This window comes from Pseudomonas sp. NPDC007930, from assembly GCF_042958985.1.
Classification (GTDB): Bacteria; Pseudomonadota; Gammaproteobacteria; order Pseudomonadales; family Pseudomonadaceae; genus Aquipseudomonas.
Genome location: NZ_JBIBKC010000002.1, coordinates 129,807 through 151,222, shown reverse-complemented (window position 1 = coordinate 151,222; position 21,416 = coordinate 129,807). Strand labels below are relative to the sequence as shown.

Annotated in this window: 21 protein-coding genes and 1 pseudogene; 12 read left to right on the top strand and 10 right to left on the bottom strand. The window is 65.4% G+C overall.

The features are described 5' to 3' along the window. The first annotated feature begins 132 nt into the window (after window positions 1-132). Entirely contained in the window at window positions 133-498 is a 366-nt protein-coding gene (locus ACFZCE_RS05100) for a helix-turn-helix domain-containing protein (protein ID WP_390936680.1), read from the top strand. On the opposite strand, the gene ACFZCE_RS05095 is transcribed toward ACFZCE_RS05100, so the two are convergent. Together ACFZCE_RS05095 and ACFZCE_RS05090 are read right to left on the bottom strand one after the other, a co-directional pair. Further along, window positions 491-1,792, bottom strand: coding sequence for a winged helix-turn-helix domain-containing protein (locus ACFZCE_RS05095; RefSeq protein ID WP_390936678.1), 1,302 nt, complete (start codon window positions 1,790-1,792; stop codon window positions 491-493). The genes ACFZCE_RS05100 and ACFZCE_RS05095 overlap by 8 nt on opposite strands. 134 nt (window positions 1,793-1,926) lie before the next feature. Beyond that, entirely contained in the window at window positions 1,927-2,934 is a 1,008-nt protein-coding gene (locus ACFZCE_RS05090; RefSeq protein WP_390936677.1) for a helix-turn-helix domain-containing protein, read from the bottom strand. A gap of 74 nt (window positions 2,935-3,008) precedes the next feature. Between ACFZCE_RS05090 and ACFZCE_RS05085 the strand changes: the two genes are divergently transcribed. From ACFZCE_RS05085 to ACFZCE_RS05075, 3 genes are all read left to right on the top strand, one after another. Continuing rightward, complete coding sequence (locus ACFZCE_RS05085) at window positions 3,009-3,422, top strand: DoxX family membrane protein (RefSeq protein ID WP_390936675.1); 414 nt, start codon at window positions 3,009-3,011, stop codon at window positions 3,420-3,422. Next, window positions 3,419-4,669: an OprD family outer membrane porin gene (locus ACFZCE_RS05080; RefSeq protein ID WP_390936674.1), complete on the top strand. Its 1,251-nt coding sequence runs from the start codon at window positions 3,419-3,421 to the stop codon at window positions 4,667-4,669. Before ACFZCE_RS05085 ends, ACFZCE_RS05080 begins: the two co-directional genes overlap by 4 nt. Before the next feature lie 71 nt (window positions 4,670-4,740). Continuing rightward, complete coding sequence (locus tag ACFZCE_RS05075) at window positions 4,741-5,121, top strand: Rid family hydrolase (protein ID WP_390936673.1); 381 nt, start codon at window positions 4,741-4,743, stop codon at window positions 5,119-5,121. A 27-nt stretch (window positions 5,122-5,148) separates the two neighbouring features. Here ACFZCE_RS05075 and ACFZCE_RS05070 read toward each other — a convergent pair whose 3' ends face one another. Then, window positions 5,149-5,514, bottom strand: a complete 366-nt coding sequence (locus ACFZCE_RS05070; protein WP_390936672.1) for a hypothetical protein — start codon at window positions 5,512-5,514, stop codon at window positions 5,149-5,151. 525 nt (window positions 5,515-6,039) lie between these two features. Between ACFZCE_RS05070 and ACFZCE_RS05065 the strand changes: the two genes are divergently transcribed. The 3 genes from ACFZCE_RS05065 to ACFZCE_RS05055 are packed head-to-tail and all read left to right on the top strand — an operon-like array spanning window position 6,040 to window position 11,729. Continuing rightward, complete coding sequence (locus ACFZCE_RS05065; protein WP_390936670.1) at window positions 6,040-7,170, top strand: efflux RND transporter periplasmic adaptor subunit; 1,131 nt, start codon at window positions 6,040-6,042, stop codon at window positions 7,168-7,170. A 3-nt stretch (window positions 7,171-7,173) separates the two neighbouring features. After that, on the top strand, window positions 7,174-10,329 hold the full coding sequence (locus ACFZCE_RS05060; RefSeq protein ID WP_390936668.1) for an efflux RND transporter permease subunit: 3,156 nt from the start codon (window positions 7,174-7,176) through the stop codon (window positions 10,327-10,329). Further along, window positions 10,326-11,729, top strand: coding sequence for an AdeC/AdeK/OprM family multidrug efflux complex outer membrane factor (locus tag ACFZCE_RS05055; RefSeq protein ID WP_390936666.1), 1,404 nt, complete (start codon window positions 10,326-10,328; stop codon window positions 11,727-11,729). Before ACFZCE_RS05060 ends, ACFZCE_RS05055 begins: the two co-directional genes overlap by 4 nt. On the opposite strand, the gene ACFZCE_RS05050 is transcribed toward ACFZCE_RS05055, so the two are convergent. The 3 genes from ACFZCE_RS05050 to ACFZCE_RS05040 all read right to left on the bottom strand — a co-directional run bounded on the left by ACFZCE_RS05050 (window position 11,659) and on the right by ACFZCE_RS05040 (window position 13,448). Further along, window positions 11,659-12,021 (bottom strand): LysR family transcriptional regulator, encoded by a 363-nt coding sequence (locus ACFZCE_RS05050; protein ID WP_390936664.1) that lies wholly within the window; start codon window positions 12,019-12,021, stop codon window positions 11,659-11,661. The genes ACFZCE_RS05055 and ACFZCE_RS05050 overlap by 71 nt on opposite strands. Beyond that, entirely contained in the window at window positions 12,018-12,320 is a 303-nt protein-coding gene (locus tag ACFZCE_RS05045) for a hypothetical protein (protein WP_390936663.1), read from the bottom strand. The genes ACFZCE_RS05050 and ACFZCE_RS05045 overlap by 4 nt, the downstream gene beginning before the upstream one ends. A 183-nt stretch (window positions 12,321-12,503) precedes the next feature. Beyond that, on the bottom strand, window positions 12,504-13,448 hold the full coding sequence (locus ACFZCE_RS05040) for a LysR substrate-binding domain-containing protein (RefSeq protein WP_390936661.1): 945 nt from the start codon (window positions 13,446-13,448) through the stop codon (window positions 12,504-12,506). Between the two features lie 264 nt (window positions 13,449-13,712). Between ACFZCE_RS05040 and ACFZCE_RS05035 the strand changes: the two genes are divergently transcribed. Both ACFZCE_RS05035 and ACFZCE_RS05030 read left to right on the top strand, forming a co-directional pair. After that, window positions 13,713-14,540, top strand: a complete 828-nt coding sequence (locus tag ACFZCE_RS05035) for an SDR family oxidoreductase (RefSeq protein ID WP_390936659.1) — start codon at window positions 13,713-13,715, stop codon at window positions 14,538-14,540. 109 nt (window positions 14,541-14,649) lie between these two features. Beyond that, window positions 14,650-15,249, top strand: a complete 600-nt coding sequence (locus ACFZCE_RS05030) for a hypothetical protein (protein ID WP_390936658.1) — start codon at window positions 14,650-14,652, stop codon at window positions 15,247-15,249. A 21-nt stretch (window positions 15,250-15,270) separates the two neighbouring features. On the opposite strand, the gene ACFZCE_RS05025 is transcribed toward ACFZCE_RS05030, so the two are convergent. Further along, window positions 15,271-15,969 carry a glutathione S-transferase C-terminal domain-containing protein gene (locus ACFZCE_RS05025; protein ID WP_390936656.1) on the bottom strand — a complete coding sequence of 233 codons (699 nt, stop codon included), beginning with the start codon at window positions 15,967-15,969 and terminating at the stop codon, window positions 15,271-15,273. Window positions 15,970-16,089: 120 nt separating this feature from the next. Between ACFZCE_RS05025 and ACFZCE_RS05020 the strand changes: the two genes are divergently transcribed. Then, complete coding sequence (locus tag ACFZCE_RS05020; RefSeq protein ID WP_390936654.1) at window positions 16,090-16,698, top strand: TetR family transcriptional regulator; 609 nt, start codon at window positions 16,090-16,092, stop codon at window positions 16,696-16,698. A gap of 386 nt (window positions 16,699-17,084) precedes the next feature. Continuing rightward, on the top strand, window positions 17,085-17,534 hold the full coding sequence (locus ACFZCE_RS05015) for a topoisomerase DNA-binding C4 zinc finger domain-containing protein (protein ID WP_390936653.1): 450 nt from the start codon (window positions 17,085-17,087) through the stop codon (window positions 17,532-17,534). A 43-nt stretch (window positions 17,535-17,577) separates the two neighbouring features. Here ACFZCE_RS05015 and umuC read toward each other — a convergent pair. Continuing rightward, window positions 17,578-18,856: pseudogene (gene umuC / locus ACFZCE_RS05010) on the bottom strand (translesion error-prone DNA polymerase V subunit UmuC). After that, complete coding sequence (locus ACFZCE_RS05005) at window positions 18,840-19,271, bottom strand: translesion error-prone DNA polymerase V autoproteolytic subunit (protein ID WP_390936651.1); 432 nt, start codon at window positions 19,269-19,271, stop codon at window positions 18,840-18,842. The pseudogene umuC and the gene ACFZCE_RS05005 overlap by 17 nt, the downstream one beginning before the upstream one ends. Window positions 19,272-19,366: 95 nt before the next feature. On the opposite strand from ACFZCE_RS05005, the gene ACFZCE_RS05000 reads away from it, so the two are divergent. Further along, entirely contained in the window at window positions 19,367-20,023 is a 657-nt protein-coding gene (locus tag ACFZCE_RS05000) for an SOS response-associated peptidase family protein (RefSeq protein WP_390936649.1), read from the top strand. 211 nt (window positions 20,024-20,234) lie between these two features. Here ACFZCE_RS05000 and ACFZCE_RS04995 read toward each other — a convergent pair whose 3' ends face one another. Next, window positions 20,235-20,891, bottom strand: a complete 657-nt coding sequence (locus ACFZCE_RS04995) for a hypothetical protein (protein ID WP_390936648.1) — start codon at window positions 20,889-20,891, stop codon at window positions 20,235-20,237. Window positions 20,892-21,416 lie beyond the last annotated feature (525 nt).

Here is a 21,416-nt window from a genome sequence, read left to right as displayed (position 1 = left end):
TGCACGGCTGTGCTGCATGCGCCGGGCACACCGGGGCAAGCCGGCGGTTAACCAGGTTTAACCAGGCTTAACTCGCGCCGGCGCCGGCCCGCCGCGAACAATGGCGCAGGCCTCTCCCTACAGGAACCTCCCATGAGCCAGCCCCCTTGCAGCGCCCCGCGCGGCCTGCTGCCCTGGCAATTGCGCCGGGCCACCACGCTGCTGTGCGAACACTTGGACGAAGGCATCAGCGTGACCCAACTGGCGGTGGCGTGCGGCTTGTCGCGCAGCGACTTCAGCCGCAAGTTCAAGGCCAGCAGCGGCCGCTCGCCGCACCAGTGGTTGCGCCACGCGCGGGTGGAAAAAGCCAAGCAACTGCTCGAAGACCCCCGCCAGCCCCTGGCGCAGATCAGCATGGAATGCGGGTTTTTCGACCAGGCGCACTTTTGCCGGATCTTCAGCCGTTTCGAAGGGGTCAGCCCCAAAGGCTGGCGCCAGCGCAGCGCTGCGCTCAGCTAGGGCTGCCGAGCAGGCAGGTGCGCAGCGTGGCGAACAGCCGGTAGTGCACCTGTTCGTGCCGCGCCTGGGTGTGCAGCAGGGATTTGTCGGCCAATTGGCGCAGGCTGTCGACCAGGCACTCGCGGCACAGCCGGGTCGCGGCCAGCACCGCCAGCGCCCGTTCCAGGCTGAACTCACCACCCGCCCGGGCCAGCAGGCACAGGCAGCGCAGCTCGCGCGGGGCAAGCAGGGCCAGGCTCCACTGGTGGTTGGCACGCAGGTCCTGGTGGCGCGCCGGCGCTGAACGCCGGCCCGGGATCACCAAATGCCCGCGCGGGTCGGCCAGCGCCGCCAGGCCAAGCACCGCCACTTGCCGCGCGGCGGTCTCGATGGCCAGCGGTACGCCGTCGAGCTGCTGGCAAATGTGCGCCACGGTGCGTACCTGCGCCTCGCCCAGCGCCAGCCCGGGGCTGGCTTCGCCGGCGCGCTCGATGAACAACCGCAGCGCCGCGCAGGCCAACGCCTGGGCCGCCGGCACTTCGCCGGGCGGCGGCAGTTCCAGTGGTGGCACCCGCACCACGTGCTCGCCCTCGGCGTGCAGCGGCTCGCGGCTGGTGGCCAGCACGCTCAAGCCCGGGTACTCACGCAGCCAGCCTTCGACCCACTGGGCACATTCGGCCAGGCGGTGCTCGCAGTTGTCGAGCACCAGCAAGCCCTCGGCCGGTGGCTGGGGCGGCCCGGCGCTGGCGGTGAGGTCAATGAACGCTACCTGGCCGTAGTGGCCGGCCAGGCGCTCGGCCAGGCGAATGGCCACGCTGGTTTTGCCGATGCCACCCGGGCCGACCAGGGCCAGCAGGCGCGCCCGCGGCAGTTGCAGCATCAAGCCCTGCAGCAGCGGCTCGCGCCCCACCAGGGTGTTGAGCTGCACCGGCAGGCCCAACTGAGCGGCAGCGGGCAACGCCGGCGCCTCCACCAACAGCGTGTCGACCACACCAACAAAGCCATAGCCGCGCAACGGCACGTTGGCGATGTAGCGCTCGCCACTGCTGCCCTCGCCCAGCGCCCGGCGCAGGGCATTGATGTGCACCCGCAGGTTGGCTTCTTCGACCACCGTGGCGCCCCACACCTGGGCGATGATCTGCTCCTTGGGGATGATCTGCCCCGGCTGGCGCACCAGCACCTCGAGGATGCTCAGCGCGCGGCTGCCGATGCGCACCGGGCGCTGCTCACGCAGCAACTGGCGGCTGTGGGGGTGGAACTGGAACGGGCCGAAGCACAGGGCTGGCTCGGCCGCCGCGGGGGCTAAAAGGTGCATGCGCTATCACGCCCAGGCTGGCTTACGCGGCCAAGGGCGCCTCTGTGTGAACGATAACGCTTATTGTCTAGGCTGGGGCGTGGCGCGCAACCGCCACAGGGGGCCGGATGCTGCCATAAAAGGGCCGAGCACGGTCAGGTGTAGCTGAACTGCAAGCGGTACTGGCTGGGCGTCAGGCCCATGCGCTCGGCGAACACCAGGCGCATGTGCCGGGCACTGCCAAAGCCTGCCCGGCAGGCCACCTGCTTGAGCGGCAGGTCGGTGCTTTCGAGCAGCTTGCGGGCGTGGTCGATGCGCGCGTTCTGCACGTATTCCATCGGCGTGATGCCCACTTCGCGGGCAAACGCGCGGGCGAAGTTGCGCGCGCTCATCGTGGCCATCTCGGCCAGCCGCGCCACGCTGAAGGCCTGGTCGATGTGATCGACCACATAGGCTTGAACCCGGGCAATCGCCGAGTCGTCGCGCAGCACCGCGGCCAGCAGCGGCGCATAAGGGGCCTGGCCGCCCTGGCGGCGCATCACCACCATCAGCACCTTGGCCACCTCAAGGGCGGTTTCCTTGCCGTGGTCCTGGGCGACCACCGCCAGCGCCATGTCGATCCCGGCGGTGACCCCGCCGGTGGTTAACAGGGCGCCATCGGCCACGTAAATCTGGTCCGGCTCGACCCGCGTGGCTGGGTATTCGCTGGCCAGCCGCGCCTGGTAGTTCCAGTGGGTGGTGCAGCGGTGGCCGTCGAGCAAGCCGGCGGCGCCGAGCAAAAAGGCCCCGGTGCACACCGCGCCCCAGCGCCGTGCCTGGCGCGCATGGGCCGCCAGCCAGGTGGCCAGCTCCGGCTGCTGGCGGGCATAGGCACCGGGGCCGCCGGGCACCAGCAACAGGGCGGCGGCCTCGGGCACCTGCGGCAGCGCGGCGTCGGCCTGCAGCACCAGCCCGCACGAGCTGCGCACCGGGCGCCCGCCTGGGGCATAGGTGCGCACCTGGTAATGGTGGGCCACGGGCAGGTAGCGGTTGGCGACTGAAAACACTTCGATCGGGCCGGCTACATCCAGCAGCAGCACATCGTCGTAGAGCACCACGGCAATGGTTTGGGAGGTCACGGGCGGCGGTTCCTTGATGCAAGCGGTGTACGGAGGCGGCGCCATTGTAAGCACAGCGGTGCAAGAACGGGCAGCGGCCGAGCGGCGATAGTGCCGCACCTTGAAGAAGGAGTTTACCCATGCCCTTGCCCTTGGCCCCGCCCGCCCCACTGCCCGCCACCCTGGCGGGCGGTTTGTTGTTCCTGCGGGTGAGCACCGCGATGCTGGTGCTGTACGTGCACGGGCTGCCCAAGCTGCTGCATTGGCCCGAGCAGGCCAGGCTGATCGAAGACCCCTTCGGCCTGGGCGGCCCACTGACCCTGGGCCTGGCGGTGTTCGCCGAAGTACTGTGCCCGCTGCTGTTGATCCTCGGTATATACGCCCGCCTGGCGTGCCTGCCGCTGTTGGCGGTGCTGTTCGTGGCGGTGGCGCTGGTGCACCCGGAGTGGTCGTTGGAACAAGGGCAATTCGCCTGGCTGTTGATCATCCTCGGCGGCGGTTTGTTGATTACCGGGCCCGGGCCCTGGGTGCTGCGCCGGCGGCCGCGGCCATGAGGCGCCACGCAGCCACCGTGCTGCTGCTCGTGGCCAGCGCCGGGCAGGCCCTGGCCGATAGCCCGGCCAGCCTTGGGCAGGTGGCGCTGCTGTCGCGCAGCTATTGGCTCGGCACCGATGGCCAGCAGGGCGCGGCCGACCGCCGTGAAGGCGCCCAGGGGTTTCTCTTCAATGCCGAGTCGGCCTTTACCCCCGGCACCCTGGGGGTGGGGCTGGACGTACACGCCTTTGCCGGCTTCAAGCTCGACGGCGGCCGTGGCCATGCCGGTACCGGCCTGTTGCCGCAAGACAGCGACGGGCGCAGCGCGGCAGGCTACAGCAGCGCCGGCGCGGCGCTAAAGCTCAAGCTCGGCGCCACGCAATTGCAGGTGGGCGAGATGACCGTGCAAACCCCGGTGTTCGACACCGCCGACAAACGCCTGCGCCCCGAGTACGCCAGCGGCGCCCTGCTCAGCAGCCAACCGGCCAGCGGCCTGCAGTTGCAGGCGGGGCGCTTTACCGCGTTCAGCAACCAGGCCTCGAGCAACAGCGACGATGATTTTGCCGGCTACGGCGCCAGCACCCGGCACGGCGGCATCAGCCTGGCCGGGCTGAGCTGGGCCGGCCCCGGCACGCCCTACAGCGCGGCGCTGTACGCCGGGCAACTGGACGACACCTGGCGCCAACTGTACGCCAACCTCGGCGGCAGTTGGGGCCGCTGGGGGCTCGACGGCAACGCCTACCGCACGCGCAGCACCGGCGCGGAACAGGCCGGCGCCATCGACACCCTGGCCTGGAGCCTGGCCGGCAGCGCCACCCTCGGCAGCCACCGGTTCACCCTGGCCTACCAGAAGGTGCAGGGCAACACGCCGTTCGACTTCGTCGGCGGCGACTCGATCTACCTCGCCAACTCGGTGAAGTACGCCGACTTCAATGGCCCCGGCGAGCACAGTTGGCAGGCACGCTACCAATGGAACGGCCGCGCGCTGGGGCTGCCGGGCTTGGCGGCCTCGTTGCGCTATGTGCGCGGCGCCGGCATCGACGGCAGCCACGCCCCGGCGGGCGGCGCCTATGCCGGCGCCCAGGGCGCGGATGGGCGCCACTGGGAGCGTGACTTCGATCTTGGCTACACGGTGCAAGGCGGCACCTTCAAGGGCCTGGCGCTGAGCCTGGCGCAGGTGTCGCACCGGGCCAACGCGGCCCAGGGCGGCAGCGCCCTGGACCGGCTGTACCTGATCATCGAGTACCCCTGGGGGGCCAGCCTGTAGCCCGAGGCTGGACAGCCCCGGGCAAATCTTGCAAGGTGCCCCACCCTACTCTCACGCCGCACGAGGCCCCCATGGCACACGCCGACATCACCTTCCTGCCCGACCCGGACGCCGACTCCATCTCCAGCGACGTGGCCGAATTCAACGGCCTGCTGGTGAGCACGCAAATCCCCACCCACGCCGACGGCAGCCTGGAGCTGGGCGGGATCACCGAGCAAAGCGAATGCACCCTGCAGGCGCTGAAAGTGGCGCTGGAGCGGGCCGGCAGCTCGCTGGACCGCGTGCTGCACCTGACCATCTACCTCACCGACATGGCCGACCGCCCGGCGTTCAACGCGGTGTACCAGCGCTTCTTCGCCAAACCCTGGCCGGTGCGCGCCGCCGTGGGCGTGGCGGCGCTGGCCGTTGAAGGGATGAAAGTCGAGGTCACGGCGATGGCGGCCAAGGGCTGACCGCCCATGGCCTGCCGGGCCTAAGCCTCAGGGCTTGGCCATCTTCCACACCCCACCCTTGCCGTCGCCGGTCATCTGCCCGGGGGCGGTGTCCTTGGCGAAGGTGTACAGCGGGTGGCCATCATAGGCCCACTGCATGGCGCCGTCCTGGCGCTTGACCACCGTCCACTTCTGCATCGCCATCGCGCCGCTCTCGGCCATCAACGGCGGCCAGTTCTCCGCGCACTGGCCGTTGCAGGCCGACATGTTGGCGGTGTCTTTATCGTAGGTGTAGAGGGTCATGCCTTTGGCGTCGACGAGCATGCCGTCTTTTTCCATGGCGGGCATCGACGCGGCGCTGGCGGCGCCGGCGCAGGTCAGGGCCAGTACAGCCAGCAGGGTATTGAGTTTCATGGCAAGTCCTTGTCGTTGTTTTCGGGTGCGCGAAGGGTGCGCATCAGCAAGACGCCTGGGCGTGGGGTTTATTCCCCCACTTGGCGATCACAGCGATGGCCTGGTAGGCGAACAGGTAGGCACCGGCCTGGGCTCCGTGCATGAGCGTCAGGGCCCATCGCCCGGCACAGCCGGCCTCCCACCAGATTTGTGTAAGTACTTGATTTACGTGGCAACACAGAACTGGTGGGAGGCCGGCTGTGCCGGGCGATGGGCCGGTCAGGTCATGCGCGCAGTAAAACCAGCCCTGAGCCCACTGCCCCACCGCCTGTGAATTATCCTCACAAGCGCATTCGCCTTTGCCCCGGTAATAGCGCTACCGCTCGGCTGTTAGCATTCTCCCGCCTTTAACTCAGCCCCCATCGCCAGTGCCCGCTGGCCTTGAAACGTCCAATTCCCCGTCGCAGCACTTGAACCTGCCCTCACAACAATAACGTTAACCACACCCGCTGTTTCAAGTGCACCTGCGCCTGCCCGAGGCCTTATATGCAAGCAAGAACCGCACTTTCGTTAGGGGTGCGCTGCGCCCTATTTACCGGTGTGTTGAGCGGTTGCCACCAGGAACCCGCCGCCCCCGCCGCCGCGCCAACGCCCCAAGTGGGTGTGGTCACCCTGCGCCCGCAAAACGTTGGCCTGGCCAGTGACCTGCCGGGGCGCACCAGTGCCTACCGGGTCGCCGAAGTGCGGCCGCAGGTCGATGGCATCATTCTCAAGCGGTTGTTCAAGGAAGGCGCCGACATCAAAGCCGGCCAGCAGCTGTATCAGATCGACCCGGCCAGCTACGAGGCAACCCTGGCCAACGCCCAGGCCAGCGCCGAGCAGTACCGCTCGCTGGCTGGGCGCTACCGGCAGTTGATCGATGAGCAGGCGGTCAGCCGCCAGGAATACGACACGGCCCACGCCCAGCAACTGCAGGCCGACGCCCAGGTGAAAACCGCGCAGATCAACCTGCGCTACACCCAGGTGCTGGCGCCGATCAGCGGCCGGGTCGGCCGCTCGGCGGTGACTGAAGGCGCGCTGGTGGCCAATGGGCAAAGCACCGCCCTGGCAACCATCCAACAGCTCGACCCCATTTACGTGGATGTGACCCAGCCCTACGCCAATGTGCTCAAGCTGCGCCGCGCGCTGGGCAGTGGCCAGTTGCAAAAGGCTGGAGACAACGCCGCGCAGGTCAGCCTGACGCTGGAAGACGGCAGCCCCTACGCCCTGCCCGGCACCCTGGAATTCTCCGAGGTGTCGGTGGATGAAGCCACCGGCTCGGTGACCCTGCGGGCGGTGTTCCCCAACCCGGACCACCTGCTGCTGCCGGGCATGTTCGTGCACGCCAAGCTGCCCGAGGGCATCGCCCAGCAAGCCATTCTGGCGCCGCAGGTGGGCGTGACCCGTGACCTCAAGGGCACCCCCACGGCGATGGTGGTGGCCGCGGATAACAAGGTCGAACTGCGCCAGCTCAAGACCGGCCGCAGCATCGGCGGCAGTTGGCTGGTCGAGGGCGGCCTCCAGGCCGGCGACAGGCTGATCGTCGAGGGCCTGCAGTTCGTCAAGCCCGGCGTGACCGTCGAACCCCACGAGGCGCAAGCCAGCACCGTCGCCAGCGCGGCCGACACAGCGGAGTAATTCATGTCCAGGTTTTTTATCGACAGGCCCATCTTTGCCTGGGTGCTGGCGCTGGTGATCATGCTGGTGGGGGCGTTATCGATCCTCAAGCTGCCGATCAACCAGTACCCCAACATCGCCCCGCCGGCGATCGCCATTCAGGTCAGCTACCCCGGCGCCTCGGCGCAAACCGTGCAAGACACCGTGGTGCAGGTGATCGAGCAACAAATGAATGGCATCGACAACCTGCGCTATATCTCGTCGGAGAGTAACGCCGACGGCAGCATGCGCATTATCGTCACATTCAACCAGGGCACCAGCCCGGACATCGCCCAGGTGCAGGTGCAGAACAAGCTCAGCCTGGCCACCCCGCTGCTGCCGCAAGAGGTGCAGCAGCAAGGCCTGCGGGTGACCAAGTTTCAGCAGAACTTCATGATGTTCGTGGGGTTGGTGTCTACCGACGGCAAGCAGAGCAAGGAAGACCTCTCCAACTACATCGTGTCGAACCTGCAAGACCCGCTGTCGCGGACCTCCGGGGTGGGCGACTTCCAGGTGTGGGGCACCCAGTACGCCATGCGCGTATGGCTTGACCCGGCCAGGCTCAACCAGTTTCAACTGACCCCAGTCGACGTGACCACGGCGATCAGCGAGCAGAACGTGCAGATTTCCTCGGGCATGCTCGGCGGCCTGCCGGCGGTCAAGGGCACGGTGTTCAACGCCACCATCATCGGCAAGACCCGCCTGCAGACCTCCGAGCAGTTCGGCGACATCTTGCTGAAGGTCAACCCCGACGGCTCCCAGGTGCGCCTGCGGGATGTCGCCACCCTTGGCCTGGGCGGTGAAAACTACAGCATCGACGCCCAGGCCAACGGCAAGCCGGCTTCGGGTATCGCCATCCGCCTGGCCACTGGGGCCAACGCGCTGGACACCGCCAAGGCGATCCGCGCCACGGTCGACAAGCTCAAGCCGTTCTTCCCGCCGGGGGTGGAGGCAGTGTACCCGTACGACACCACGCCGGTGGTCACCGAGTCGATCAAGGGCGTGCTGCACACCCTCGGCGAGGCGGTGGTGCTGGTGTTCCTGGTGATGCTGTTGTTCCTGCAAAACCTGCGCGCCACGATCATCACCACCCTGACCGTGCCGGTGGTGCTGCTCGGCACCTTCGGCATCCTCGCCGCCGCCGGCTTTACCATCAACACCCTGACCATGTTCGGGATGATCCTGGCCATCGGCCTGCTGGTCGACGACGCCATCGTGGTGGTGGAGAACGTCGAGCGGGTGATGCACGAGGAGCACCTGTCGCCCAAGCAAGCCACGCGCAAATCCATGGGGCAGATCCAGGGCGCGCTGGTGGGCATCGCCCTGGTGTTGACCGCGGTGCTGCTGCCAATGGCGTTCTTCGGCGGTTCCACCGGGGTGATCTACCGGCAGTTCTCGATCACCATCGTCTCGGCCATGGCGTTGTCGGTGTTCGTGGCACTGGTGTTCACCCCAGCGCTGTGCGCGACCTTTCTCAAGCCGCTGGACCCGGCCCTGCACGGGCAGCCGAAAAAAGGCTTTTTTGGTTGGTTCAACCGCGGCTTCGACGCCAGCGCCCGTAGCTATGAGCGCGGCGTGGGCCACATGGTGCGGCACAAGCTGCCGGCGTTCGTGGCGTACCTGTTGATCGTGGCCGGGATGATGGTTCTGTTCACCCGCATCCCCACCTCGTTCCTGCCCGAAGAAGACCAGGGGGTGATCTTCACCCAGGTGCAAACGCCGAACAACAGCTCGGCCGAAACCACCCAGAAGGTGCTCGACCGCATGACCCAGTACCTGCTCGACAAAGAGCACGGCGAAGGCCGCGCGGTGAGTTCGGTGTTCACCGTCAACGGCTTCAACTTCGCCGGCCGCGGGCAGAACTCCGGCATCGCCTTCGTGCTGCTCAAGCCGTGGGATGAGCGCGACAGCGAGCACAGCGTATTCGCCATCGCCCAGCGCGCCCAGCAGGCGTTCTTCAAGTACCGTGACGCGATGGTGTTTGCCATCGTGCCACCGTCGGTGCTGGAACTGGGCAACGCCACCGGGTTCGACTTCTTCCTGCAGGACCAGGCCGGCGTCGGCCATGAAAAACTCATGGAAGCCCGCGGCAAGTTCCTCGAACTGGCCGCGCAAAGCCCGGTGCTGGCAGGGGTGCGCCCCAACGGCCTGAACGACCAGCCGCAGTACCACCTGACCATCGACGACGAGCGCGCCCGGGCCCTGGGCCTGGCGCTGGACGATGTGAACACCACGCTGTCGGTGGCTTACGGCAGCCGCTACGTGAACGACTTCATCGACCGTGGCCGGGTCAAGCGGGTGTACGTGCAGGGCCAGGCCGATTCGCGCATGCGCGTCGAAGACCTCGGCAAGTGGTTCGTGCGCAGCAGTACCGGGGCGATGGTGCCGTTCTCGGCGTTCGCCCACGGTGAGTGGGTGTATGGCTCGCCGAAGCTGTCGCGCTACAACGGCGTGTCGGCCGAAGAAATCCTCGGCACACCGGCCCCGGGCTATAGCTCTGGGCAGGCCATGGCCGAAGTGGAGCGGATCGCCGCCGAGCTGCCACCGGGGGTGGGGATTTCCTTCACGGGGCTGTCTTTCGAGGAGCGCTTGTCTGGTTCCCAGGCCCCGGCGCTGTACGCGCTGTCGATCCTGGTGGTGTTCCTCTGCCTGGCGGCCTTGTACGAGAGCTGGTCGATCCCGATCGCGGTGATCCTGGTGGTACCACTGGGGGTAATCGGTGCGTTGATGGCCACCAGTTTGCGCGGGCTCTCCAACGACGTGTTCTTCCAGGTGGGCCTGTTGGTGACGGTGGGCTTGGCGGCGAAGAACGCCATCCTCATCGTGGAGTTCGCCAAAGAGTTGCACGAGCAAGGCAAAACCCTGCTCGAGGCAGCCGTGGAAGCCTGCCGCATGCGCCTGCGGCCAATCATCATGACCTCGATGGCGTTCGTGCTCGGGGTGGTACCGCTGACGATCTCCACCGGCGCCGGCTCCGGCAGCCAGCACGCCATTGGCACCGGGGTGATCGGCGGTATGATCACCGCCACGGTGCTGGCGATCTTCTGGGTGCCGATGTTCTTCGTTACCGTTTCGTCTCTGTTCAAGGGTAACCGCATGAAGCAAGACGAAGCCCCTTCTCGCGATGAGGCTGGCCAATGAGCAAGTCGTTAATCTCCCTCGCGGTCGCCGCGGCCGTGCTCAGCGGCTGCTCGCTGATCCCCGAGTACAACCGCCCGGCCGCCCCGGTGGCCGCGCAGTACCCCCAAGGGCCGGCCTACTCGGCGGCCCAGGCGCCGGCGCAGGCCGCCGCCGAACAGGGCTGGCGCGAGTTTTTCCGCGACCCGGCGCTGCAGCAGTTGATTCAAACCTCGCTGGCCAACAACCGCGACCTCAAGGTCGCGGCGTTGAACGTCGAGGCCTACCGCGCGCAGTACCGCATCCAGCGCGCCGACCTGTTCCCGGCGGTGAGCGCCAATGCCAGCGGCACGCGCCAGCGCACCCCGGCGGACCTCTCCACCTCCGGCGAGGCGCGGATTTCCAGCCAGTATGGGGTCAACCTGGGCATCAGCTCGTATGAACTCGACCTCTTCGGGCGCATTCGCAGCCTCAGCCAGCAGGCCCTGGAAACCTACTTCGCCGGCGAAGAAGCGCGCCGTTCGACGCAGATCAGCCTGGTCGCCAGCGTGGCCAACGCCTACCTCACCTGGCAGGCCGACCGCGAGCTGCTCAAGCTGACCCAAGACACCCTCGGGGCCTACGAAGAAAGCCTGCGCCTGACCACCCGCAGCAACCAGGTGGGCGTGGCCTCGGCGCTGGACCTGTCGCAAGCGCGCACCTCGGTGGAAGGCGCCCGCGCCAGCCTGGCGACCTACCAGCGCCAGGTCGCCCAGGACGAAAACGCCCTGGTGCTGCTGCTCGGCACCGGCGTGCCGGGCAACCTGCCGCAGCCGCAACCGCTGGCCAACCCGATGCTCGCCGAAGTGCCGGCCGGCTTGCCGTCCGACCTGCTCACCCGGCGGCCCGACATCCTCCAGGCCGAACACTCGCTCAAAGCCTCCAACGCCAACATCGGCGCGGCGCGCGCGGCGTTCTTCCCGAGCATCAGCCTGACCGCCAACGCCGGCACCTCCAGTGCCAGCCTCGACGGGCTGTTCAAGGGCGGCTCGGGCAGTTGGGTGTTCACCCCGACGATCAACCTGCCGATCTTCAACGCCGGCTCGCTGAAGGCCAGCCTGGACTACTCCAAGCTGCAAAAAGACATCGGCGTGGCCAACTACGAAAAGGCCATCCAGACCGCCTTCCAGGAAGTGGCCGACGGCCTGAGCGCGCGTAAAACCTACGTCGACCAGTTGCAGGCGCAGAACGACCTGGTCAAGGCCAGCCAGGACTACTACCGCCTGGCCGAGCGCCGCTACCGCATTGGGGTGGACAGCAACCTGACCTTCCTCGACGCCCAGCGCTCGCTGTTCAGCAATCAGCAAACGCTGATCAGTGATCGGCTGGCGCAGTTGCAGGCGGAGGTGAACCTGTACAAGGCGCTGGGGGGTGGTTGGGAGTAGCGCCAGGCGCCTGGCCACAGGCCTGGCGCAACACCCCCTGCAACTGCAGATAGGCCGGCGCCAGCGCGCTCGCCAGGGCCTGCGCCTTGGCCGTGGGCACCACCCCGCGGCCCTTGCGCACGAACAGCGGGTCGGCGAAGTAACGCCGCAACTTGGCCAAATGGTTGCTCATGGCCGGCTGCTTCACGCCCATGAACCGCGCCGCCCGGCTGACATTGCGTTCGCGCTCCAGCACCAGCAGGGTCAGCACGGAGTTGAGGTCGATGCCGCTGAACACCTGTTCGTCGATCATTGCCCGGCCTCTTCCGGCACCGCGGGGTAGAAGCGGTCGAAGGTCACACTGGCGCCCGAGAACATCAGGCCCGCCAGCAACGCGAGGCCCGCTTCGCTGGCAAAAAACACCGCGGGGTACTGGGCGTCAGCCCAGAGTGTGCACAGCACCCGCTCGGCGCCGGCCGGGCCGGCTGCGTTCAACGCACACCCCAGGCACGCCGGCAGGGCTTCGACACCCTCCACGAAGGCCGCGAGGGCCTCGTCAGAACATTCATGGGTGCGACTTAGGCGAAGTGTGAAAATGGCGCGAATAGTCATGGCAAGGTCCTTGAGGCGGTTGATTAGCGCATGGCCTGAACGCTAACGGCCTCACCCCGGCGGACATAGTGCCCTGCGCGCATAGCCCTTGTGATCGCGGCTCATCAATGCGCAGGGGCGCCCGTAGGCCCTTGATTCAACGGGCAAACCGCTGAGCGCCGGTGGCCCTGCGGTAACAAAAGATCACAAAATCGGCCCCTCGCCCAAGCTGTAGGGCGGGTCATTGGCCCGTTGCCGCTGCGCCCAGTCACGCACGGCGCGGGCAAACAGCATCAGGGCTTGCGGTGGGTGGCGGTTGGCGGGGTAATACAAAGACACGCCCGGGTAGGTCGGGCACCACGGCTCCAGCAGGCTGACCAACGCGCCGCGGGCAATGTGTTCGGCCGCCACGTACTCCGGCACCCAGGCGATCCCCACGCCGGCCAGCGCGGCCTCTAGCATCAGGCCAATGTTGTCGAGGGTCATCGGGCCTTGCACATCGAGGTTCAGGCTTTTATCGCGCTTTTCGAACTCCCAGCGAAACAACGAACCACTGGCAAAACGAAAACGGATGCAGCGGTGCTGCTTGAGGTCGTCCGGCACCTGCGGCGCAGGGTGTTCGGCGAGGTACGCCGGCGCCGCCACCGCGCGCATGCGGATGTCTGGCCCGAAGCGCACGGCGATCATGTCTTGGGGGATGTCATCGTGCACCCGGATACCCGCATCGAAGCCGTCGGCAACAATGTCCACCAGGCGGCTGTCAGCGACAAAATCCAGGTGCACCTGGGGGTACTCGCGCACAAAACCCGGCACCACGTGGGTAATCAACCATTTCAGCGAAGATTCCGACGCGCTGATTCGCACCGTGCCGGCGGGCTGGTTCTGCAGGGCGGTGACTTCATTGACCGCCTCTTCAAGCTCCAGCATCACCGGCCTGAGGCGTTTGAACAGTTGCTCGCCGGCTTCGGTCAACGCCACCGAACGAGTGGTGCGGTTGAACAGGCGCAGTTGCAGGCGCGCCTCGAGGTTGCGCATCGAATGGCTCAGCGCCGAAGGCGAGACACCGAGGATTTTCGCGGCGCCGCTGAAGCTTTGTTTTTCAGCAACGGCCAGAAAGGCATTGAGTTCGGACAGGCCGGCTCGGCTCATGGGGGGTACCCTGCTCGCTGCGGTGTGCCTAGGCAGGATACGGTATTGAACTGCCAGCTTGGATTCAACGGGCACTTTAGCCTGTTCAGCGGCAGGCGCGGACCACTGAAACCTGCAAAGCCTAGTGAGCGATATTCACTAATCGTGGCCACTCGGCCCATTGCTGAAAAACCGTCACAACCCCTTGCCGGCCTGGGCGCTACCGCAGCCGGGTGGCCATCCATAAGATGTGCCTCGGCCATCAAACCGGTACGAGGCATCAAGATGAAAGAGGTAGTCGTAGTGTTGGGCCCTGGCGCCATCGGCCAGGCCATCGCCCGCCGCGTGGGCATCGGCAAGCATGTACTGCTGGCCGACCTGCGCCAGGAAAACGCCGAGGCGGCACGGCTTACGCTGCATAACGCCGGGTATGAGGCCAGCGCGGCCAGCGTCGATGTGGCTTCCCGCGCGTCTGTGCAAGCCCTGGCCGAGCACGCGGCCGGCCTGGGCACGGTCACCGCTGCGGTGCACGCCGCCGGGGTTTCGCCGTCGCAGGCGCCCGCGCCGGTGATCCTCGCGGTAGACCTGTACGGCACCGCCCTGGTGCTCGAGGTGTTCGGCGGGTTGATCGCCCCAGGCGGTTCGGCGGTCGTCATCGCGTCACAATCCGGCCACCGCCTACCCGTGCTGCCAGCGGCGCATAACCAGGCCCTGGCGCTGACCCCAGCCGATGAGCTGCTGGGCCTGGATTTCCTCCAGCCGGGGCAGGTCAGCGACCCCCTGCATGCGTACCAGTTGGCCAAGCGCGGCAATGCCTTGCGCGTGGCCGCTGAAGCACTGCGCTGGGGTGAACGCGGCGCGCGGGTCAACGCCATCAGCCCGGGGATCATCATCACCCCGCTGGCCAATGACGAACTCAGCGGGCCGCGCGGCGAAGGCTACCGGCGCATGATCGACCTCTGCCCAGCGCGCCGCGCAGGCACCGCCGATGAAGTGGCCGCCGTGGCCGCGCTGCTGATGGGGCCAGAAGGCACGTTCATCACCGGCAGCGACATCCTGATGGACGGCGGGGTGACCGCGGCCTACCACTATGGGGCGCTGGCGCCGCGCTGAAATACGCCAGCCAGCGCCTTGCGCTGGCGCCCGCTGGCCCTTTGCGATATACCTGTGGCCATCGTAGCCACATGGATTGGCTGGGGGCCACTGGCCACCTGGCACACAGATGAGCAGAACCGGCATTCTCAGCACCCTCGAACTCGCCAAAGGGGTGAACATCACCTCGGCGCTTGATCTGCGCTACGCCTCCCGGCGGGCGCGGCGCAAGGCCCGCTGGCACCTGGCGCTGATGTTCGGCACCAGCGCACTCACCGCCGCCAACTTCCTCCCCGGCTTGCAAAGCTCTCTGCTCTGGGCCGCCTGCGCCATCGTTGCGCTGCTGCTGGCGCGAACCTTCCCCGCGGTGCGCGCCAGCCTGCTGCATGCCCGCGCGGTACGCGCGTCGGCGCTGCGGCTGCAGGCGCTGCTGCACCAGGACGCCCACGGCGAGCAAGCCTTCGCCTACAAACTCTCGGCCTTCCAGCCACGGATGAAACTGCGCGTGGCGGTGATCGGCAAAGACAACCGGGTGAGCATCCGCACCTACCGCGCGGTGCCGGGCGAGCAGGCCTGGCTCAAGGTCGAGGGGCGCCAGGTGTATGCCAAGGCGTGGCTCGAGAAGGTGTTTGGCGAGAAGTGGCGGGGCTTGGCGGCTGAGCGGGGGATTCCCGCCCATCGCGCCAAGGGGTTTGCTCAAGGCTCGCTGGGCACTGCCAGGCTTCAATAACCCGCACCCTGCCCGCCCGCTCTACTTCGGATAATTGGACGGGAACAGCGCCCGCCGCGCCGCTTCGTCCAGGTCCTTCTTGAAGCTGTGTTCCTTGCCCACTTCACGTGCCCTTGCCGCCGCTGGGCGCGCGTCAACCCGCTCGAACCAGCTTTTCAGATGAGGGTAGGCCGCCAACGCATCGGGCGTGCCTTTCATCACCCGCGGGGCACGGATCAGCCAGCCCCAGGTAGCCATATCGGCGATGGTGTAGCTATCACCCACCAGGTATTGCCGCCCCGCCAGATGCTGGTCAAGCACCTCGTAATGGCGCTCGATCTCCCGCCGGTAGCGGTTGACCGCGTAGTCGTTGCCCTCCGGCGCGGCGTACTGAAAATGCACCGCCTGGCCCGAGAATGGGCCCAGGCCGGAGGCAATGAACGCCAACCACGACAACAGCTCGGGTTTGTCTTGCGGCGCCCCCATAAAGCGCCCGGTTTTTTCCGCGAGGTAGAGCAAGATGGCGGTTGAGTCGAACACCCGCGCCGGCACGCCGCCCGGCCCCTCGCTGTCGATGATCGCCGGCACTTTGCCGTTAGGGTTGACGGCGCGAAACGCTGGCAGATGTTGCTCGCCCTTGCTGGTGTCGACCGGTACCAGTTCGTATTCGAGGTTGGCTTCCTCCAGAAACAGCGCGACCTTCGCCGGGTTGGGTGTGGGGTGGAAATAGAAACGGATCATCGGGCTTCTCTCGCTGGCAGGCTCGGGCAAACTAACGCTTGCGTTTTAGAACGACTGATCTAGATTAGGCGATCCGCGCCGCGAGGCGCAACTTCAAACGCTCCGCGTGAGGCACCGGTCATGGCACGGCCCAGAGAATTCGACGAAACCGCAGTGCTCGAAGCGGCGATCCAGTGTTTTTGGCAAAAGGGCTTCGAAGCCACGTCAATGCGCGACCTGATCGACTGCATGGGCATCACCAGCGCCAGCGTATACAACGCGTTCGGCGATAAGCGCGCGCTGTACCGCAGGGCCCTGGCGCACTACCTCGAAAGCAGCTTTGGCGAGCGCGTCCGGCGCCTGGAGAGCACCCTGCCGGCGCGCCAGGCCATCGAGCAGTTTTTCGCTGAAGTGATCGGCCGCTCGGTCGCCGACGCCCAGCACCGAGGCTGCCTGATGGTCAACTCAGCGCTGGAGGCAGTACCCGGCGCACCGGAGGCCCAGGGGGTTATTGATGACTTTCTGGCGCGGGCCGAGGCGTTTTTTCGCCGTAACGTTGAGGCGGGCCAGGCTGACGGCAGTATCGCTTGCGCGCTGCCCGCGCAAGACCTCGGCCGGCTGTTGTTGAGTGTGTTGCTGGGGGTTCGGGTATTGGCCCGGGCCAATGCTGGGCGGGAGGTGTTGGAGGGGGCTGCCAGGCCTGTGCTGGCGATGTTGGGGGTGGGCACAGCAGAAAGCAAAAAGCTCTGACTGATCAGGGGTTTGGGTATGGCGGGGGCGTAGAGATTCGAACGCTAGGATAGTTGCCCATCGGCGGTTTCAAGACCGCTAGCGAAACGCCCAAATGGCGCGACCTGCATTGTGTTTTCCGTTCCATAAACTTGATCTCTCAAAGACCCTGAAAGGCCTGTATTTGCTGGGCTTTCCTTTTGAGTTATGGAACAGGTTTTTGCCCTCCCCGATGCACTGCCAGACCCTATCTATTCTCGGTGGTATGCCCTATCCAATATTGTTATCTGTCGGCCTGAGTGCCTGCGCAGCGCAGCCACTTTCGCGCCCGCGATGATCTCGTGTACCTTTCCACGGATAGGGAGCGAACCCAAGGCGGCGAAAGCCTACATCTGCAGGAAGCGGCTATGCAGCACAAAAATGTAAAGCGCCGAGCTCTTTTAGTTCTGGCTGTTTTAGCGCTTAGCGATTTGGCGGTTGCCCGTGGCGGTCGCGGGGGCGGGCATGGCGGCGGCAGAAGCTGGGGGCGTGGTGGTAGGTCCGGTGGCTCTGGCGGGGCTGCGTTCATCGGGATCGTGCTTGCCATCGGCGTTATGTGGTGGGGCGCTTCCGCCATTTTCGGCCGCAAGAAAAAGCCCAAGACAAACCAGGTTTCAGAGTCTGCACCGCCACTCCAAAAGCCCGCTGAGCGAACGCTGCCTAGGGTGCTGGGTGATGAGGCTCGCACTGACTCGAAGCTTTGCCCGCAATGCGGAAAGGCAATGCAGAGGCGTTTCGCTAAACGAGGACGGTATGCCGGCCGAGCATTTTTTGGATGTAGCGCTTATCCAAAATGCCGGGGTATCCGACCCGAATGACGTCCATTCAAGAACGCACTCACTCCATCCTACCTTTCCCATCTCATCGCACGGTCATAAGCTGATCCAGCCTAGTTGTGTAACTCTGGCTCATCAGTTCCCTACGCATGCCCCAGTCCGGGGCCAACGGAGTCGACGCTGTTCGCAGCGTTCCCCTTCACCCACCTCCCGTTGATTGCGTCCAACACCTCCATAACCCGCTCCGAAGCCGCCGGCTGCGACACTGCGAACAGGTCGTCTGTGTACTCGCCGCGCTGGCACAGATCCATCAGCAGCACCTCGGCCTTGCTGTAGCGATAGCCCAGCCGGTAAACCCGCTCGAGCGCCTCGCAGGCTGCCTTGGTCATCAGCCGTACGTCATCGGTGGGGTACGGCAACTCCACCACCACGCCCTGGGCGTACTTGGCCTCGTCTGGGTTGAACATGCCGGTGCGGATCGAGATGCGCATTTTCTTGCACAGCGACCGCTGGCCACGCAGCTTCTCGGCGGCGCGCAAGGTGTAACTGGCCACTGCCTCGCGGATGGGTGCCAAGTCGTTAAGGCGCTCGCCGAACATGCGGCTGCAGCAGATTTCCTGCCGCGGCGGGTCCACCTCGTCTACATCCAGGCATGGCGTGCCGGCCAACTCGCGAATGGTCTTCTCCAGCACCACGCTGAACTGCAGGCCCAACTGCCGGGCGTCAGCCTGCGCCAGGTCCCACGCCGTTTTGATACCCAGCGTTCCCAGGTGGGCCTTCATCCTCCGGCCGATGCCCCACACGTCGCCCACGTCGCAGTGCTTGAGCACCCAGTCGCGGGCGTGGGCGGGGCGCAGGTCGACCACTCCGCCGGTCTGCTGCTGCCAGGTCTTGGCAGCGTGGTTGGCCAGCTTGGAAAGCGTTTTGGTACCGGCGATGCCTACGCCCACCGGGATGCCCGTCCATTGCCGCACGCGCGCGCGAATGCTCCGACCCAACTGTTCCAGGCTGCCAGGCACGCCGGCGAGGTCCACGAAGGCTTCGTCAATGCTGTACACCTCGAGGCGCGGGACCATGCCCTCGATGACGGTCATCACCCGCTCGCTCATTTCACCGTACAGCGCATAGTTGCTACTGAATGCCAGGATGCCCTGGCGGCGCAGCACGTCACGGATCTGGAAGTACGGCTGGCCCATCTTCACAAACGGCTTGGCGCACGCTGAGCGGGAGATCACGCAGCCATCGTTGTTGCTCAGGACCACAATGGGCGTGCGGGCCAGGTCTGGGCGGAATACCCGCTCGCAGCTGGCATAGAAGCTGTTGCAGTCGATCAGCGCGAAGGCCGGTTCAGGCTTTGGGGTCATGGCTGCGCACACTGAAGGTGACCACGCCCCAGATTTGCAGCTCATCACCGTCGAGGATGTAGCGGGGCGGGAAGCGCTTGTTCTCCGACAGCAGTGCGACCTCGCCCTCTTTTCGATGCAGGCGCTTGCACAGCGGCTCTCCATTCACCGCGGCGATCACGATGTCCCCGTGGGCCGGCTCGGCGGAGCGATCGACCACCACCAGGTCACCGTCGAAGATCCCGGCGCCCTGCATGCTGTCACCCTCGATCCGCACCAGGTAGATGTGCGGCGCACGCAAGCCCAGGAGCTCGTCCAGGGAAATCGCCTGTTCGAGATGATCGGTAGCCGGCGATGGGAAACCCGCCGGCACCCGGAATGAGTAGACCGGCACGCACGCCGAGCTGGCCGCGAGCGGCCCGATGATTGAGACCATGCTTGAATACTGCTTTACTGGTTATATATACAGCTAACCCTTTGCGGCACGGTGTGGTCAATAATCGTGAGTGCGACAGATGATAGGTGGCCACCATGTGTGGAAGGTTTGTGCAGGACCGAAGCTTGGCTGACTATGTGGACTGGCTTGGCGTAAGGCCGATTGGCGGCTATGACGCCATTGCGCTCGAGCGCTTCAATATCGCGCCGACTGCCCAGGTGAGCGTGCTGCAGAACCGCGGCGCGGGGCTTCTGATCTCCGCCATCAAATGGGGCTGGCAACCGCACTGGGCTACCGGCAAGCGGCCGCCGCCGATCAACGCGCGGGTGGAAACGGTGGCGACCAACCGCTTCTTCAAGGACGCCTGGCCGCATCGGCTGCTGGTCCCCGCCACGGGCTGGTATGAATGGGTGGCCGACCCGGAAGACGCGAAGCGCAAGCAGCCCTACTTCATCCACTTGAAGTCAGGGGAGCCGATGTTCTTTGCCGGGATAGGCACCCATGAGGGATTCGTAATCATCACAGCGGACTCAGAGGGTGGGATGGTGGACGTGCACGACCGCCGGCCGGTGGTACTCGAGCCTGGCCTGGCGGCGGAATGGGCCGACCCTGAAACGCCGGCAGCGCGGGCGGAGGAGATTGTGCGCAGCGGCGGTACCGGTACTGAAGCGTTCAAGTGGTACCCGGTGGGCAAGGCAGTGGGTAATGTTAGAAACCAAGGGCCACAGCTTGTGCTGCCGCTGACAGAATAGGATGGGCGCATAGTGGCAGGGAAAAGCTTCTTGAAACGGTGGGATTTTCAAGTGGATCGAGTGGTGTGCAGTTGCTGCGGGGCTGGTTAACCAGTGACGGAGGCGCGGCGCCCATCCGAGCACCGGGAGGGATGTGAGGCAGCCAGGCCGGCTGTGGAGTTTCCATGGCGCGACCTAACGGCTGTTTTGCGTAAACAAAGCACATGATCCTTCAGTTGCTTGGGCCTTTGTTGCCATGAAGGAACATACCCTCGAAGTCGTCATATGTCATGACCATGCAATCGTCTACGACAATTTCCATGGAGTCGCCTCCAGCACCTCGGCAAAATGAGACCATCTGCTCGCCCTTGCTGATCGTGCCGTATAGCTTTGACGTCTTTAGCGGAAAGAAGCTTTGGGCATCCTTGGGATACGGTGTAACAGCATATGGCCTTATCAGAATATGGCTGGTCGGGGTTCCTGAAATCCAAAGGGTCGGCTCACCGTTCCTTGCCCGAAATACGCGCTCCACGGGCCCTACGATGAACCAGTATTTCCCCTTGAACATATTGTCGGCTGAGACTTCATTCTGCTTATAGGCGTTGGCGAGGACAGCACTATTTATGACGGCCTTCTCACCCTTATTGAACCGCGTCATAGCGTCACCCATGACTTTTAAATGAGCGTCCCAACCTGGGCCATCAATGTCATCGGTATCGGCATGGGATGTTGGTGGGAACAGTGAAAGCGTTAAGCACAAGCAAGTGAATAAACTGGCGGTACGGAGTTTGGGGGTAGACACGTCAAGCAATCCCTGCTGATTGGCGGATTTATGGCGGCGGATAGTACAGCTACGCCTAAAAACAAGAAAGCGGCTTAACGCCAGCATCGATGACTGCTATTTGCTGCTATGTGCTGACACAATTGTCATCGCCACCATATCCACACCACCCGCCGGCTGAATGCTCGTCCGCGAGCAGAACTGCTCGCCCGACTGCGAACCATAGGGTGTCCAGCCCGGCCGCATCCATGCGCTGATAGAACGCCTCCGGATCGGCACGGTAGTTCGCCGAACCGGTGCTGCTATCGCTGGGCACACTCGTTGCTTCTGGCGGCAGTTCTTTACTACTTCGACTTTATCTAATCAGATGATGAAGACCCGAGCCCGTTGCGGGCTCGCGGTTGGCCCAAATGACTACCAGGCGCGCAGGGATCAGGTTCCGGCGCATGACCTGCTGCAGGCCTCGCCCTGCCGCCAGAGTCATTCCCGCGAGCGCGGCAAGGCATCGGGCAATCCACAGCACGACGCCTCCCGCTCTACAGCTCGACTTCTTACTGGTGCAACAAAATAAAACCACGCAAAAGCTGCCCATCATGATGAGGGCCGAGGATGGCTCGCTGAACGGCCTGGGGC